Origin of the sequence: Lactobacillus sp. CBA3605 (assembly GCF_002970915.1) — a bacterium.
In the GTDB taxonomy this organism is placed as follows: domain Bacteria; phylum Bacillota; class Bacilli; order Lactobacillales; family Lactobacillaceae; genus Lactiplantibacillus.
Genome location: NZ_CP027190.1, coordinates 1,388,766 through 1,403,988, shown reverse-complemented (window position 1 = coordinate 1,403,988; position 15,223 = coordinate 1,388,766). Strand labels below are relative to the sequence as shown.

Annotated in this window: 12 protein-coding genes and 2 pseudogenes; 8 read left to right on the top strand and 6 right to left on the bottom strand. The window is 39.6% G+C overall.

Translation table 11 applies throughout. The annotated features are described in order from the left end of the window. Positions 1-17 precede the first annotated feature (17 nt). Positions 18-299 (bottom strand): helix-turn-helix domain-containing protein, encoded by a 282-nt coding sequence (locus tag C5Z25_RS06835; RefSeq protein WP_105451954.1) that lies wholly within the window; start codon positions 297-299, stop codon positions 18-20. Positions 300-435: 136 nt separating this feature from the next. On the opposite strand from C5Z25_RS06835, the gene C5Z25_RS06830 reads away from it, so the two are divergent. Further along, positions 436-1,632 (top strand): AIPR family protein, encoded by a 1,197-nt coding sequence (locus C5Z25_RS06830; RefSeq protein WP_105451953.1) that lies wholly within the window; start codon positions 436-438, stop codon positions 1,630-1,632. 247 nt (positions 1,633-1,879) lie between these two features. Continuing rightward, positions 1,880-4,486, top strand: coding sequence for a bifunctional acetaldehyde-CoA/alcohol dehydrogenase (gene adhE, locus C5Z25_RS06825; RefSeq protein ID WP_105451952.1), 2,607 nt, complete (start codon positions 1,880-1,882; stop codon positions 4,484-4,486). 102 nt (positions 4,487-4,588) lie between these two features. Here adhE and C5Z25_RS06820 read toward each other — a convergent pair whose 3' ends face one another. Continuing rightward, positions 4,589-4,852: a helix-turn-helix domain-containing protein gene (locus tag C5Z25_RS06820; RefSeq protein WP_234002724.1), complete on the bottom strand. Its 264-nt coding sequence runs from the start codon at positions 4,850-4,852 to the stop codon at positions 4,589-4,591. Between the two features lie 53 nt (positions 4,853-4,905). Between C5Z25_RS06820 and C5Z25_RS06815 the strand changes: the two are divergent. Beyond that, positions 4,906-5,982 (top strand): annotated as a pseudogene (locus C5Z25_RS06815) (glycoside hydrolase family 1 protein); the annotation flags it as partial. 340 nt (positions 5,983-6,322) lie between these two features. Continuing rightward, a pseudogene (locus tag C5Z25_RS12800) lies at positions 6,323-6,765 on the top strand (IS30 family transposase); the annotation flags it as partial. Between the two features lie 137 nt (positions 6,766-6,902). Here C5Z25_RS12800 and C5Z25_RS06805 read toward each other — a convergent pair. Both C5Z25_RS06805 and kduD read right to left on the bottom strand, forming a co-directional pair. Then, the gene (locus C5Z25_RS06805) at positions 6,903-7,547 is read right to left on the bottom strand and encodes a bifunctional 4-hydroxy-2-oxoglutarate aldolase/2-dehydro-3-deoxy-phosphogluconate aldolase (protein WP_105451950.1); all 645 of its coding nucleotides are present in this window, start codon (positions 7,545-7,547) and stop codon (positions 6,903-6,905) included. A gap of 60 nt (positions 7,548-7,607) precedes the next feature. After that, positions 7,608-8,423, bottom strand: a complete 816-nt coding sequence (gene kduD, locus C5Z25_RS06800) for a 2-dehydro-3-deoxy-D-gluconate 5-dehydrogenase KduD (protein WP_105451949.1) — start codon at positions 8,421-8,423, stop codon at positions 7,608-7,610. Between the two features lie 305 nt (positions 8,424-8,728). Here kduD and C5Z25_RS06795 point away from each other — a divergent pair, with 305 nt between their 5' ends. Further along, on the top strand, positions 8,729-9,490 hold the full coding sequence (locus C5Z25_RS06795) for an IclR family transcriptional regulator (RefSeq protein WP_105451948.1): 762 nt from the start codon (positions 8,729-8,731) through the stop codon (positions 9,488-9,490). A 98-nt stretch (positions 9,491-9,588) separates the two neighbouring features. Here the strand turns inward: C5Z25_RS06795 and C5Z25_RS06790 are convergent, their stop codons facing one another. After that, positions 9,589-10,569: a 2-keto-3-deoxygluconate permease gene (locus C5Z25_RS06790; RefSeq protein WP_105451947.1), complete on the bottom strand. Its 981-nt coding sequence runs from the start codon at positions 10,567-10,569 to the stop codon at positions 9,589-9,591. Positions 10,570-10,685: 116 nt separating this feature from the next. Next, a complete protein-coding gene (gene kduI / locus C5Z25_RS06785) occupies positions 10,686-11,531 on the bottom strand; it encodes a 5-dehydro-4-deoxy-D-glucuronate isomerase (protein ID WP_105451946.1) in 846 nt (281 codons plus the stop codon). A 460-nt stretch (positions 11,532-11,991) separates the two neighbouring features. On the opposite strand from kduI, the gene C5Z25_RS06780 reads away from it, so the two are divergent. From C5Z25_RS06780 to C5Z25_RS06770, 3 genes are all read left to right on the top strand, one after another. Beyond that, the gene (locus tag C5Z25_RS06780) at positions 11,992-12,987 is read left to right on the top strand and encodes a LacI family DNA-binding transcriptional regulator (RefSeq protein WP_105451945.1); all 996 of its coding nucleotides are present in this window, start codon (positions 11,992-11,994) and stop codon (positions 12,985-12,987) included. Between the two features lie 152 nt (positions 12,988-13,139). Beyond that, the gene (locus C5Z25_RS06775; RefSeq protein WP_105451944.1) at positions 13,140-14,099 is read left to right on the top strand and encodes a sugar kinase; all 960 of its coding nucleotides are present in this window, start codon (positions 13,140-13,142) and stop codon (positions 14,097-14,099) included. Between the two features lie 416 nt (positions 14,100-14,515). Beyond that, a complete protein-coding gene (locus tag C5Z25_RS06770; RefSeq protein ID WP_105451943.1) occupies positions 14,516-15,220 on the top strand; it encodes a GntR family transcriptional regulator in 705 nt (234 codons plus the stop codon). Positions 15,221-15,223 lie beyond the last annotated feature (3 nt).

Sequence of the window (15,223 nt, the reverse complement as noted above, 5' to 3'; positions counted from 1 at the left end):
ATTGTATAGTGAACAAATTACTTGTTATTGTCACTTTCGTATTGTTCCAATGCAGAAACTACAATATTTTCAAAGAGCATCTCCAAGGTTATGTTTTTCTCACGAAAAATGGGTCTCATTTTTATTAATAAATTAATAGAAAGGGAATTAAAACCGTTTTCACAATTCCAGAGTGTTTTATAGTTGATATTCATTGCTTGCGACAGTTCAGTGCGACTTATTGCGTTTTTTTTCCGTAATGTGATCAAATTCTTACCGATGAGTTGATCTAATTTATTAATACTATCTTTTTGTGTCATAAATATACTCTCCTGTATAAATGTCTTAGGGCCAATTTATTTTGGTCCTTGGACCATTGAATCTATTCTTAGTATAAATTATATTATAAATGTAATTAAAAACAATTTTAATATTTATACAGGAGGGAAAATTATCATGGAAAAAGATGCTTTGATCCAGTTTACGATTCCTACTGCCAGCGCAGTACGTATTAAGAGTCCCTACTCAGAGTCGAATAGTTATATTTGGCATGTATACGCTAATGTCCAGGATATACCAGATAATATTCCTACAGAAGTAAATCCAAGAAAGACGAATATGCACACCAAGGTTGCCACCATGATGGAAAATGGGTTAGAGAAAAATGACCACGCGTTTTATAAAAAAAATCGGGGTATCTTGCTGTCAGCTGAAAAAATAAGCAATGATATGGGAACGTTGAAAATTAGTATGGGGCATGATAATGATGATGATCGGAGTAAATACGGTATTCTAGATGGTGGTCATACGTACAGAGCTATTTTAAATAAACGCTCAGAGCTTGATCCTGACAACTTACAGTTCGTACACTTAGAGATCATGACGGACATTGGCGATATTGACGAAATGGCATCTGCTCGTAATAGTAGTATTCAAGTCAACGATAAAGCAATAGCTGAATTAGCTGGTAAGTTTGATTTTGTAAAAAATGCCATTAAAAAAGAAGCGTTTAAGAAACGTATTGCTTATAAGCAAAATGAAGCGGATAAAGATATTGATGCAGTTGATCTTGTACGCTTAATGTTTGCGATGAATCTTAAAAGGTATGCGGAAGGTTCTTTTAAACAACCAATTCAGGCATATAGTGGTAAAGCACAGGTATTAAAAGATTACTTAAGTGAATATGATAGAGCTGAAAAAAAAGAAAAATCTGATAATCCGTATGAAAAATTAGCAGTACTATTACCCGAAATCACCAAATTATATGATCGCATTGAGATAGATATGCCTAGTGTATATCGAAAAGCGAACAATAATGGACAGTTTGGACGAATTAAAGGTGTGGATACTAAGGGAGGAAAAACAAAATATTCAGAAGAAAAATTAGACTATCAAATATCAACAGGACTTATTTTCCCAATTTTAGGGGGATTCAGAGCATTAATTGAAGATGATGGCGACTCATTTAAATGGGCTGTTGATCCATTGGAAGTGTGGACTAAGGTAGCACCTAAGATGGTTTCAAATACTATATCAATGTCGCGTCAATTAGGTAATAATCCTCAAAGTGCTGGGAAAAGTATCCCTCTATGGGCGCAAAATTATGATACTGTTGCTACGGAAAAAATTAAATTATTGTATGTAAAAAGATAAGTATTTGAACCTCAACTACTTCTGTAAAACAGATTTGGTTGAGGCTTTTTTTGTGGACTTTGTGCAAAATAAAACTTTATTTTTAATGTGATCGGGACGGCTTAAAGCCCACCGGGTAAGGGCTGTGTAACTGTTGATATGAATTGATTTTAATAATCGAAAAAGACAGCGCTTGCATTTTTGCAGGAGTCCGTTATAATAATGTTTGTAAATTAATTCACAAAAGAATTGAATGGAGGAACATCTCATGATTAAAATTAAACCCAACGAAAAAAAGACCGCTGCTGAAACTGAAGTCGCTAAATTAGTGGCACGTTCACAAGCTGCATTAGCTGAATTGAAAACGTATACACAAACCCAAATTGATGATTTGTGTGAAAAGGTCGCCGTCGCCGCATTAGATAATCATATGAAGTTAGCCAAATTGGCCGTGGCAGAAACTGGCCGTGGGGTCGTGGAAGATAAAGCCATTAAGAATATTTATGCCAGTGAATACATTTGGAACAGTATTCGGCACGATAAGACCGTTGGTATTTTGAAAGATGATGCTGAAACGCAATTGATGGAAATTGCAGAACCGGTTGGGATTGTTGCCGGGGTTACCCCAGTCACTAACCCAACGTCAACGGTTGTTTTTAAAACGTTGATTTCATTAAAGGGCCGGAACACCATTGTTTTTGGGTTCCATCCGCAAGCACAAAAAGCGAGTGCCGAGGCTGCTCGGATTATGCAAGCCGCAATTAAGGCCGCTGGGGGGCCAGCCGATGCAATTTTATACATTGAACATCCTAGTATTGAAGCGACCAATGCCTTGATGCATCATCCTGCGATTGCAACGATTTTGGCAACTGGTGGACCTAGCATGGTCACGGCGGCGTATTCTTCTGGTAAGCCGGCGTTGGGTGTTGGCCCTGGGAATGGCCCGACTTATATCGAGAAGACGGCTGATATTCAACAGGCTGTGAATGATATTGTCTTATCGAAGACTTTTGATAATGGAATGATTTGTGCTTCAGAAAATAGTGCCATTGTGGATGCCGAAATCTATGATGCAGTGAAAGCTGAGTTTAATCGGTTGGGCTGTTACCTCGTGAAACCGCAAGAAGTCGCAGCTTTAAGCGATGCTGTGATTGATCCCGAACGTCATACGGTACGCGGGCCGGTTGCTGGGAAGACTGCTTATCAAATTGCTAAAATGGCTGGCTTGAAACAAGTCCCCGTTGATTGTCGGGTTCTAATTGCGGAGATTGATGGTGTCGGCGTTAATTATCCATTGTCTGGTGAAAAACTCTCGCCAGTGTTGACTTTGTACAAGGCCCAATCGACAGCCGCTGCTTTCAAACGAGCAGATGAATTATTGCATTATGGTGGTTTAGGGCATACTGCGGGTATCCATACCAAAGATGATGCCTTGGTTAAAGCGTTTGGACTCCAAATGCCGGCCTGCCGAATCTTAGTTAATACCCCATCTTCTGTGGGCGGTTTGGGCGATATTTATAACAACATGACGCCATCGTTAACGCTAGGTACGGGTTCATACGGCGGTAATTCTATTTCACATAATGTGACAGATATGGATTTGATTAATATTAAGACGGTCGCAAAACGCCGCAATAATATGCAGTGGGTGAAAATGCCACCCAAAGTCTATTTTGAACGCAATGCCGTCCAGTATTTGGAACATATGAGTGGTCTCAAAAAGGTTTTTATCGTTTGTGATCCTGGAATGGTTAAATTTGGGTATACGGATCGCGTAACGGCAGTCTTAAATCAACGGACTGAACCGGTCGATATTGATATCTTTTCAGAGGTCGAACCTAATCCTTCGACAGACACGGTGATTAAAGGGGTCGCACGGATGCAGGCGTTCCAACCAGATACAATTATCGCATTAGGTGGGGGCTCGGCAATGGATGCAGCTAAGGGGATGTGGCTCTTTTACGAACATCCCGAAACGTCATTTTTAGGGGCTAAGCAGAAGTTTTTAGATATTCGGAAGCGGACTTATCAAGTGCCAGCAGCGCATAAAGTAACTTATATTGGGATTCCAACAACGTCTGGTACTGGTTCAGAAGTTACGCCATATGCAGTTATCACGGATTCTAAGACCCATGTTAAATACCCAATTACTGATTACGCAATGCAACCAGATATCGCTATCGTGGATCCACAGTTTGTGGAAACGGTCCCTAAGCGAACAACAGCCTGGACGGGCCTAGATGTGATTACGCATGCAACGGAATCATACGTCTCAACGATGGCTTCTGATTTCACCCGCGGTTGGTCGATTCAAGCGCTACAATTAGCCTTTAAGTATTTGAAAGCCTCGTATGATGGTGATCAATTAGCACGTGAGAAGATGCATAATGCCTCGACTCTAGCTGGGATGGCGTTTGCCAATGCCTTTTTGGGAATTAATCATTCGATTGCTCATAAATTAGGTGGTGCATTCAACTTACCACACGGATTAGCGATTGCGATTACGTATCCGCAAGTCGTTCGCTATAATGCGGAAATCCCAACTAAGTTAGCGATGTGGCCTAAATATACGCACAATACAGCATTAGCGGACTATGCCAACATTGCGCGAGCCTTGGGGTTAGTTGGCAATACGGATGAAGAACTCAAAGAAAGCTTAGTGCAAGCGTATATTGACTTGGCGCATTCAATGGATGTCACGTTATCTTTGAAAGCGAACCGTGTTGAGAAAAAACAGTTCGATGCTAATGTCGATCAGTTAGCTGAATTAGCGTACGAAGATCAATGCACCACGGCCAATCCACGGGAACCTTTGATTAGTGAATTAAAGGCGATTATGCAACGTGAATGGGATGGTCAGGGAACTGAAAAATAAAAATTTGATCTAGGTTGATAGCTTTAGAAGATTATTAGCATTATGTGAGATCATCGTCACTTGCCTGATTTGGGCGGCGGTGATCTTTTTTTGTTTGGAAAGTTAATTGGTAACCTGAGCTAACGTTAGCAAATAGCAGTAAACGAGGTCATCCATTGATTTAAGGTTAAACCCGCTACAGCGTTCAAATTTATCAATGCGATACAGTAAAGTGTTGCGGTGTAAGAAGAGATGTGTGGCTGCTTGACGGACATTACCTTGAGTTTGGTAAAGTGCGATTATCAGCTGTTGGTTATCAGTATTCGCTAAGCAATCGTCCGCTAAGGTAGTTAATTCATGGCGGTGTAAAGTGGCTAGTTGAGGCAAGAGGCTATGACTAATAGTTCCGATTGCTTGTTTATGATCCTGATCAAATAATTGGCGTTCTATTTTACAATCATGTTAAACCGTATCTCAATTTGCATCATTTCGATTTGCCGGTTGAACTCTATGATAAATACGGTGGTTGGGAATCCAAGCATGTGGTGGACTTATTTGTAAAATTTGCGACTCAGTGTTTTAAATTGTTTGGAGACCGAGTTTATGATTGGTTCACATTTAATGAGCCTAAGGTTGTCGTTGATGGTCAGTACCTGTATGGTTGGCACTATCCTTGTTTAACGGATGGACCAAAGGCTGTTCAAGTTGCCTACAACATGAATTTGGCCTCTGCAAAAGCGATTGCGCGTTTCCATGAAATTTGTCCGGGAGCAACTAAGAAAATTGGTATTATTTTGAATCTGACGCCAGCCTATGCTGCCTCAGATGATCTTGCAGATGTTGCCGCAGCCGAGTTTGCAGAGTTATGGTCGAATAATCTTTTCTTGGATCCCGCCGTTTTAGGCCATTTCCCTAAAAAATTGATTGAAGTTTTAGATCGCGATGGCGTTTTATGGGATGCGACTGACGAAGAATTGGCATTGATTGCAGCTAATCCAGTTGATTATTTGGGTGTGAACTATTACCATCCATTTCGTGTTGAACGACCAGATATTAGTCCTACTAGCCTGCAACCTTGGTTACCAGATATTTATTTTAAAGAGTATGCGATGCCTGGGCGAGTGATGAATGTTGATCGTGGCTGGGAAATCTACCCACAAGCAATGACAGATATTGCTAATAATATTCGTGATAACTATCATAATATTCCGTGGTTCATTTCTGAAAATGGGATGGGCGTCGCTGGTGAGGAACGGTTTATAGATGCCGATGGTGTTGTTCAGGATGATTACCGGATTGACTTTATGAAGGCGCATCTGAGTGCGCTGGCAAAAGGCATTGACGCTGGATCGAACTGTCAAGGCTACTTTGTCTGGACCGCGATTGATTGCTGGTCTTGGAATCATGCCTACCACAATCGTTATGGTTTAATTCGTGATGATATTCATACGCAGAAAAAGATTTTGAAGAAGTCGGCTGCTTGGTTTAAGCAGGTAAGTACTAGTAATCAGTTTTGAGACTAATTATTAGAAGTAGCTTGGTATATGTGTTTATTTATAAAGTATGATACTGAGACAAGCTATCATAGAACCGAAATAACCCTCTTTACGCAATAAAGTGTAGAGAGGGTTATTTAGTTGATTCTGTTAAGCCTGATATGATCCACCAATGAAAATTTCTAGGTGATAAATGAATTAAGCGTTATAAACAGGGTCTTTAACATTATATTTTTTAATTAGCCGGGTTGTAAGCCAGCCGAATAAAGCATTGAATAAAACGCAACCAACTAGAATCCACATTAACAGCTGTGGTGATTTAGACATAATCGTCGGTGTGACTAATGAAAACAAATCACATAAAAATTGGACTCATTTTGGCCATTCAACACTAGTCACTTTAATTGATCGTAAATCATGATATTTATTGGCCGAGCGGGTTAGTAAAGTAGCTGCCAAGCCAGTGGTACAAGTCATGATAGATTCACTAAATAGTATTATACCAGAGCATGTATGAGCCATCACTCCCGACAGAGGTACTGAGTTTGCCAATTATCAGGAGATCAGCAACACCTTAGAAATACCAGTGTTTTTCCAGACTCACACGCACTACAGCAACGTGGCACCAGTGAAAATATTAATAGCTTGATTCGTGAGCATTTTTCTAGAGGAACAGATTTAAACGATCTGAATGAGCAAGAAACCAGCGCATTCGTCACAGACCTAAATAATCGTCCACGCAAAATCTTGGGTTGGAAAAGTCCCAGTGAGGTTTTCTTTGGTAAAATGTTGCGTTTGATTTGATAATTCATCTCATAAAAAATGGAATAGGTTAGATGAATTGCACTTTTCATCTAACCTGATTCCATTTTTTTTATAGCAATATATAGGTTGAGGTAATAGTAACGCTTAATGATTTGATGATGGATGATTGAAAATTATTAAGCGCTTTTAATGCGGTTGAATTCTTTCATGTACTTCACGGCATTTTCAGTGACTGTATTAAAGTCACCTTTGTCGCCAGGTCCAACTAGATTACCACCGGCACCAACAACGGTTGCACCAGCAGCAAACCAGTCTTTCAAGTTTTCAAGATTGACACCGCCAGAAGGCATAATACTAATTTGTGGGAAGGGTGCCTTGACGTCGCCAATCATCTTAGGAGATAAGATGTTTCCAGGAAACATCTTAACAAGACTTGATCCGTATTGCATTGCGGTTTGCATCTCAGTAACACTCATGCAGCCAGGAATATAAGGGATTTCGTAGAGGTTACACAATCTAGCAACATCGGGATCAAAAGTAGGAGCCACTATAAATTTAGCGCCAGCAATAATTGCTAATCGAGCGGTTGGTGCGTCAAGCACGGTACCAGCACCAATAACGGCATCTGTATCGACGTACTTTTCAGCTAACTTAGCAATGACTTCATTGGCATTAGGAACCGTGAAGGTTAATTCAATTCCTTTGACGCCACCTTTAATGGCAGCTTCAGAAGTTTTAATAGCTTGTTCTGATGAATTGCCGCGAACAACGGCAATTATGCCAGCAGCTTCGATGTTTTTCAAAATTTCGATTTTTTGCATGTGTATTACTCTCCTGTAATCAATTCAATTTGGTGCTTGTAGAGGAATGCCACAGGTGGCTTAACGTACTAAGTAACCACCGTCAACAGCTAATAGGTGACCATTGACATAATTTGAAGCAGCACTTGCTAAGAATACGGCAACACCCATTAATTCGTAAGTACCACCCCAATGACCAGCTGGAATTCGGTCAAGGATTTCTTTGTTTCGGGCGGGATCTTCACGGATGGGTTCTGTGTTAGCGGTCTTGATGTAACCAGGAGCGATAGCATTAACCTGGATGTTGTAAGCAGCCAACTCACTTGCAAATGACTTAGTTAAACCGGCAACCCCATGCTTACTTGCGGTGTATGAAGGAATGAACTTACCACCTTGGAATGAAAGCATTGAACCAATGTTGATAATCTTACCTGATTTTTGCTTAGCCATAACTTTACCAGCAGCTAATGACATGTGGTAAACGGTACTTAAATTAATTCCGATAACGCGATCCCAGTCCGAATCTTTTGATTCAAGCAATGGGTTACGTTTGATCATTCCGGCGTTGTTAACCAAGATATCAATGTGACCAAATGTATCAACAGCCTTTTTGATAACTTTATCAGCAATACCTGCTTCGGTTAAGTCAACATCCATAAATTCAACTTTACGGCCACGTTTTTCAACCATCTTACGAGTATCTTCCCAGCCATTTTGACCAAAGGTAGGAATAAAAATGTCAGCACCGGCCTCAGCAAAAGCAATCGTGTAAGCTTGACCTAAACCAGTATCACCACCAGTAACAACGGCAACTTTACCCTTTAATGAATACAAATCCATATTGAAATGGTCTAAATCCTTTTCACGAGCTAAAATATCTTCACGTGTATCTGCCATATTAAAAGCACTCCCTTAAATTTATATTTTTTCTTTATAGGAAATTGAATTTCCTTATTACACTTAATAATATAAAGCGCTTACGGTAAAAAATCAAGGGCTATTTTAATTATCTTTGTACCAAATACGTAGAATTAGCATTTTGAAGGTAATACTTGTTAATCTGGAAAGTAAACAGTATAATTTAAAATGGATTGTTTTCCAGATGGGAAATGTCGATACCAACTATAATTGGCCGGTTGAGTAATTTAGCATAAAAGCATAGAGATAAAAGGGAAAATCCATCAATTTAAGGAGAATGGCTGATGGGAAATGATAAACCAAAGCTTTATGGGTCGGTACTTATTAAAGCTAAAATGATTTTAGATGCAATTTTGACTGCTGAATCCGCACCAACTTTGAATGAAGTTAGCCGAGTTGCAACACTTAATACACCAACAACTTTAAAAATTCTAACGACGTTAGAGGCTCTGGGGTTTGTCCGGCGAGATTCTGACTCCAAAAAGTACTATCTTGGGACTCAATTTTTGATGTACGGTCAAAAGGCTTCTGAAAGCTTTGATATTCGTTCAGTCACGCGTACATTATTACAACAGTTACGAGATGTAACTGGTGAGACAGTTAATCTAGGTGTTTGTGAAGATGATCGTGTTGTTTTAGTTGAAAAGCTTGAGAGTCCTTCGAGTATTAAATTAAAATCAACGATCGGCGGTCGAATGAACTTATATTCCTCATCGATGGGGAAAGCTATTTTGTCACAGTATTCAGATGAAAAGTTGAAGGCCTATTTTGCACGGACTAAATTATTACCAGTGACGAGAAATACTCTCACGAAGATTCCACAGTTGCGGAGCGACTTAACGAATATTCGAAATGTCGGCTTTTCGATTGATGATGAAGAAAACGAACCTGATGTTTATTGTATTGGGGCGGCGATCGTGAAGGATCAGCAGCTTTACGGGGCATTTAGCGTGAGCGCACCAAAATATCGTGTTCCAGAAGAACAACGGCGCAATTTTATTCGGTTGGTGTTAGAAACACAGCATCAAATTCAAAAATTGCTTTAAGCACTAGAAGGGATGGCACTGTGATTTCACAGTACCATCCCTTTTAGATTCCAACATTGAGGTGATGAATTAAAACGCAATTAAGAGAGATCATGATTTTATTTAGTCAGATCTTTTGAAACGCGTCCTTTACGTTGCAAACGACGGTAATACCACATGGTAACAATTGGGGTCAAAATTGCCGTAATCAAGACACAGGTCGCCACAATTGCTGTGGCTGACTGAGCAACTGGTTTAAATGATTTATCCATTTCAGCAATGACGACAGGAACAGAAATTGCGGCACCCGCAGTTGAAGAGGCTGCCCAACCTGCTAAACCATCAGAACGTGCGATGTAACGATCGGCCAGATATAGGACGAATCCACTGACAAATACGACAGCGATGCCCATTAAGATACCGACTAGGCCGGATTTTAAGAGCATACTAAAGTTCATACTATAACCAATTGTAAAAGCAAAGAATGGAATCAATGCACCACCAACGGGATGGAACATCTTCCGAATTTCAGGATCTAAACCACCTAGAATCAATCCTAAAGCAAATGGGACCAAGGTCGAAACGAGTGCTTGCCAAGGAAAGGCCCCAATACCAGCGATGCCAAGTGTTAGCATTGTAAAGAAGGGTCCTGATTGAATGCTAAAGAAAGGATACGCTGCTAGATCAATTTCACGATTTGGAATCGTGGACATTAAGGCTGTATACAGACCACCATTGGCCGCGTTAAAGGAGGCGATTACGGCTAAGGTTGAGAAACCAGCAAAGACACCGCTGGTAATCCCAGTGATTGGCAATACCTTGTTGATAAGAATCCCAATCAGGGCCGCCAGTAAGACTTTGACGAGTAACATAGTGATCCCTTTGCCTGCGATTTTTCCAGAGGCTTTCAAATTAATCCCGGTACCAATGCAGAAGAAGAAAGCGAATAATAATGCTGAGGTTCCAACCATAAACGAGCCTGTAACCCCGGATAATTCAATGTCCAGCTTAGGCCACAAGGTGTGGATTAATACTCCAATAATGAGTGGCACAATCATAATACCACCAGGTACTTTATCAATTGCTTTTTTAATTGGCATGCTAAAATCTTCTCTCTACGTTACTTTTATCGTATGCAAGCGCTGTCATTTTTGGGAATAATAAATGCAGAGCCGTGGCCCTGCATTTATCAGAACTATTAGTGTTTTACTGATGATTAACGCAAGTCATGCATGTCGACTTGGTCCATGTCATCATAAGTTTGGTTTTCACCACACATTGCCCAAATGAATGAGTAGTTAGTTGTCCCAACACCACAGTGAATCGAGAAGCTAGGGTTGACAACAGCTTGATCTGGTTCAAGGAAGATATGCTTAGTGTTGTTAGGTGTACCCATAAAGTGCGCAACACGAGTATCAGGATCGCCAAATTCAGTGTAAAGGTATGTTTCCATCCGACGAGCATGCGTATGAGCTGGCATCGTATTCCATGAGTTACCTGGTTCAAGAACTGTATAACCCATTTGTAATTGACAAGTGTCCATTTGTGAAGCATCGATATACTTGTGAATGACCCGCTTATTCATATGCTTTTGATCACCTAAAGGCATTGAAATTGAGTCTTTATAGGCTAATTTCTTTGAAGGATAGGTCTTGTGAGCAGGTGTTGCAACAACGTAGAATTTGGCAGGCTTGTCAGCATCGTCAGATTCGAAGACGACATGCTTAGTACCCATACCAATATAGTAACCATCATGTGGTTCAATATGTTCTTTCTTACCATCGATCGTTACAGAGCCGCCTTCACCAATATTGATAAAGCCAAGTTCACGGCGTTGTAAGAAGAAATCAACACCTAATTGTTTGTCTAATTTAATCTCTAATGGTTCAGTTGTTGGGGTAACCCCACCAAAAATCATCCGGTCGTTATAAGTATAAGTTAAATAAATATCACCGGCACTGAAAATCTTTTCCATTAAAAATTGTTCCCGCATTTGATCTGTATTGTAATGATCCATATCTTCGGGACTATGTGCATAGCGTGTTACCATGTTAAATGACATAAAATAAACCCTCCATTTTCTAAATAAGAAAACACGTTTCTTGTTTGCGCTTACAAATTCAGTATAACGGCTATCAAAAAAAATGCAAGTGGAAAAAAGTAAATTAGTAGTAAACTTTTGTAGGTATCAAATGAAATCTGCTTGCTGAATAGCCGTTCAGAGATGCTGTGACTAAATTTTGTGTTGTATTTCAATGCTATTAGGCAATGACTTTGTAAGACTGCTTTAAAGTTAATCACGACAGTAGGCGTTCATGGTCTAAGTCTTCCTTGTAAGGATGTTGTGGTGACCGTATTTTACAAGAAATCAAGCTATGGATTTTCTTTTTTTTATCATTTGTTGTACTTCAAGCGTAAATTTATCTTATAAATTTAGCTCTCTGATAAATAGTTGGCAAACTGGTCTGACAACTACTAGAATAAAGATAACTTATTGAAATTTGGAAGGGACTATCAATGTTATGGAAAAAGCCACCATTCAGGATGTTGCATTAGCAGCCGGTGTGTCCAAATCAACAATGTCGCGTTTCTTGAATCAAAATTACTCACATATGTCAGTTAAAACCCGACAACGGATTGCCGATACAGTAAAAGAAATGGGCTATCGCCCTAATCGACGAGCGCAATCATTAAAAACGAAGCACAGTCGTCTGATTGGGATCATGATTGCTGATATTTCTAATATTTATGTGTCACTATTGTTGAAGGGGATTGATAGTTATTTAAAAAATCTTGGCTATCAAATGATTATTATGGAGTCTAGCAATTCAGTTATGCAGGAAAAAGAGCAATTGAAGCAACTCTTGGATCAGTCAGTCGAAGGGATTATTTTGCAACCCAATTCTCGAGAATCAGCAGATTATGACTTTATTGCCACCGAAAAGGTACCAATGGTCCTCGTTGATCGTGAAACTAGTCCATTACAATGGGATACCATTGTAACTAACAATTACAGTGCTTCACAGTATCTTGGCCAGTTGGGGCAGATGTCGACACAAAAATATACGATGGGGATTTTTATTAGCGAAAACATTAAAGCAGTTTCAACTCGTGAACATCGTCTAGCAGGTTTTAAAGTGGGGATTGCGCCATTACCGGTTGAAATTATTGAATATGATGAAAATCAGGCTGAGATTCAAAAGCAGCTCTCTGTTTTAATTGCATCTGATGAGCATCCTTTGATTTTTGCGGCAAACGGTAAAGTCTTGACGGGGGTCTTGCGTATTTGTCAAAATTTAAAATTAACCATACCAGACCAAGCTGGTGTAACGGGTTATGATGACTGGAACTGGGCTGGTCTGGTTAATCCTGGAATTTCAGCGGTTGAACAGTATCCTGATTATATTGGTCGGTTATCTGCAGAGATATTAATGGATTTGATGAAGGGACGTAATTGTGATCAGGCCGCTAAAGTACATACGTTATCCGCAGATGTAATGGATCGGTATTCAATTTAAATTTTTATGCCTCATGGGATGTAACATTATGATGTAGTAGTTGACAAATGTGTTCAAGCATCATAACCTATAATTTAGGAAACCGGTTTACAAGCCTTGAAAAAGTAACTAAAAAATAATTATTTCGTCAAAAGATAAGGAGTCGATTACCTATGAGTGAATTTTTAACAATTGGTGAGCCAATGGCACTATTTGCCTCACAAGATGAAGATGTGACTTTAAGAGATGCAACGCACTTTCAAAAATTTTTAGCAGGTGCCGAAGTTAACGTTGCTGTGGGGGTTTCACGGTTGGATCATTCCGTTGAATATGTCACGCAATTGGGTGAAGATCCGATGGGCGAGTATATTAAGGACCAGTTGCATCAGAATCAAATTGGAACTAATTACATCAGTACGACCACCGACTATTTAACTGGCTTTCAAATGAAGGAAAAAGTTAGTACTGGTGATCCCAATACATTCTATTTCAGGCATGGGTCAGCTGCTTCACACTTAGCTATGAGTGCGTTAGACAAAATTGATTTTTCTGAATTAAAGTTGGCACACTTAACAGGAATTTTTCCTGGTACCTCAGATGAAGCTTTGGCAACGTTCAAGGCATTAGTTGCTAAATTAAAAGTACATCATATTCAAACGACTTTTGATCCAAACTTAAGGCCACAATTATGGGAGAGTCGTGAAAAAATGATAACCACGATCAATAGTCTCGCTGCTGACGCTGAAATTATCCTGCCAGGGATTAACGAAGGTGAAGTCTTGATGGGTTCGCGGGATCCGGAAGCTATTGCCGATTTCTTCTTAGCTAATGGTGAGGCCACGCAGACGGTTGTTGTCAAACTTGGTGCCAAGGGCGCTTTCTTGAAAACCAAGTCGGGGGAGACTTATAGTGTGCCGGGCTATAAAGTAGCTAAAGTTGTTGATACAGTTGGTGCTGGCGATGGATTTGCTGCTGGTTTTATTACTGGTCAGTTAGATGGTCTATCAATTGAAGCTTCAGCTTTACGAGGTAATGCAGTGGGATCATTTGCTGTGCAAGCCCCTGGAGATAATGATGGTTATCCAACACCAGATGAATTGGAATCATTTATGACGGCCTATGCACGACTTTAAATAATAAATAATCTCAGGGGTTAAAAGATGAAAACTGCTGGAATATTATTATGACTTCCTGTTGTTACTGATAGCATGCAGACGTAGATCCAGAAATAGTGCGGTCTTACACCACTGTCAGGTCCGATGCTATCAGCAGCAAGCTACAGTTAATCAACGGTTTTGATTAGTATATAACTGGTCGCTCTGACTGACGGAGTGTTCTCCATGATGCGAATTTAGGAACAATAGTTGCTGACATGATAGTTTTTAGTCTTTCGATCTTTAAATAAATAATAATATGAGTGACTGACTTAGCTTTTAAAGTTAAGTTAGTCACTTTTTAATAATAAACTTGTTGAAACCGTTTACAAATGGTGGAAATCATGCTAAATTATATTTGTTGGGTTAACCGGTTAACCGGAGGTGTTTAAGAAATGCAATTAAAATATCAGCAAGTCGAACAGTTTTTATTGTATCAATTGAAGAATGGTGAATTTAAGGCAGGTGATAAGTTCTACTCAGAAGCCGAACTTAAAAAGCGATTTAAAGTGAGTTCCGCAACTGTCATCAAGGCAATTAATGAATTAGTTTCAAAGGGATTATTGGTTAGACATCAAGGAAAAGGGACCTTTGTGTCGCGTGCTCGAAATGGGCAAGTCGTTAAGATCTTCGATCGGGAAAAAAATAACGATGCTGATGAGCGGGTCAAAGTTTTATCAATTAATAAAGAACATGATCCGCGAATTCTTAAAGAATTGGGATTAGCAACTGGCGATGGCTATTATCATATTATGCGGTTACGCCAAGCCAATGACATCCCTGTACAGTTGCAACATACTTATTTAGTTGCTGACTACTTCAATTTGAAAGCGCTTAAGAATCCAAGCTATTATGATTCATTATATGAGCGAATCCGTGATGATAGTGGTATTGATTTATTCAGTACCAAGATTGATGAAACAACTAATATCATTTTTCCAGTACCAATGGCCGAAAGTCAATTGCTACAATTAGATTCAGCACAACAACCAGCGGCTTTTATTCACCGTCACAGCTATTTATTCGATAACACAGTGATTGAATATGTCGAGAGTTATAAACGATGGGATTATTTTGAAGTAGAAGTAAAAACCGTTTAAGGG

Bases quoted from the DNA above. Each gene is read 5' to 3' on its own strand.
- C5Z25_RS06790 (WP_105451947.1), bottom strand. From the start codon at position 10,569: ATGCCAATTAAAAAAGCAATTGATAAAGTACCTGGTGGTATTATGATT.
- C5Z25_RS06770 (WP_105451943.1), top strand. From the start codon at position 14,516: ATGCAATTAAAATATCAGCAAGTCGAACAGTTTTTATTGTATCAATTG.
- kduD (WP_105451949.1), bottom strand. From the start codon at position 8,423: ATGGCAGATACACGTGAAGATATTTTAGCTCGTGAAAAGGATTTAGAC.
- C5Z25_RS06805 (WP_105451950.1), bottom strand. From the start codon at position 7,547: ATGCAAAAAATCGAAATTTTGAAAAACATCGAAGCTGCTGGCATAATT.
- C5Z25_RS06780 (WP_105451945.1), top strand. From the start codon at position 11,992: ATGGAAAAAGCCACCATTCAGGATGTTGCATTAGCAGCCGGTGTGTCC.
- C5Z25_RS06795 (WP_105451948.1), top strand. From the start codon at position 8,729: ATGGGAAATGATAAACCAAAGCTTTATGGGTCGGTACTTATTAAAGCT.
- C5Z25_RS06775 (WP_105451944.1), top strand. From the start codon at position 13,140: ATGAGTGAATTTTTAACAATTGGTGAGCCAATGGCACTATTTGCCTCA.
- kduI (WP_105451946.1), bottom strand. From the start codon at position 11,531: ATGTCATTTAACATGGTAACACGCTATGCACATAGTCCCGAAGATATG.
- adhE (WP_105451952.1), top strand. From the start codon at position 1,880: ATGATTAAAATTAAACCCAACGAAAAAAAGACCGCTGCTGAAACTGAA.
- C5Z25_RS06830 (WP_105451953.1), top strand. From the start codon at position 436: ATGGAAAAAGATGCTTTGATCCAGTTTACGATTCCTACTGCCAGCGCA.
- C5Z25_RS06835 (WP_105451954.1), bottom strand. From the start codon at position 299: ATGACACAAAAAGATAGTATTAATAAATTAGATCAACTCATCGGTAAG.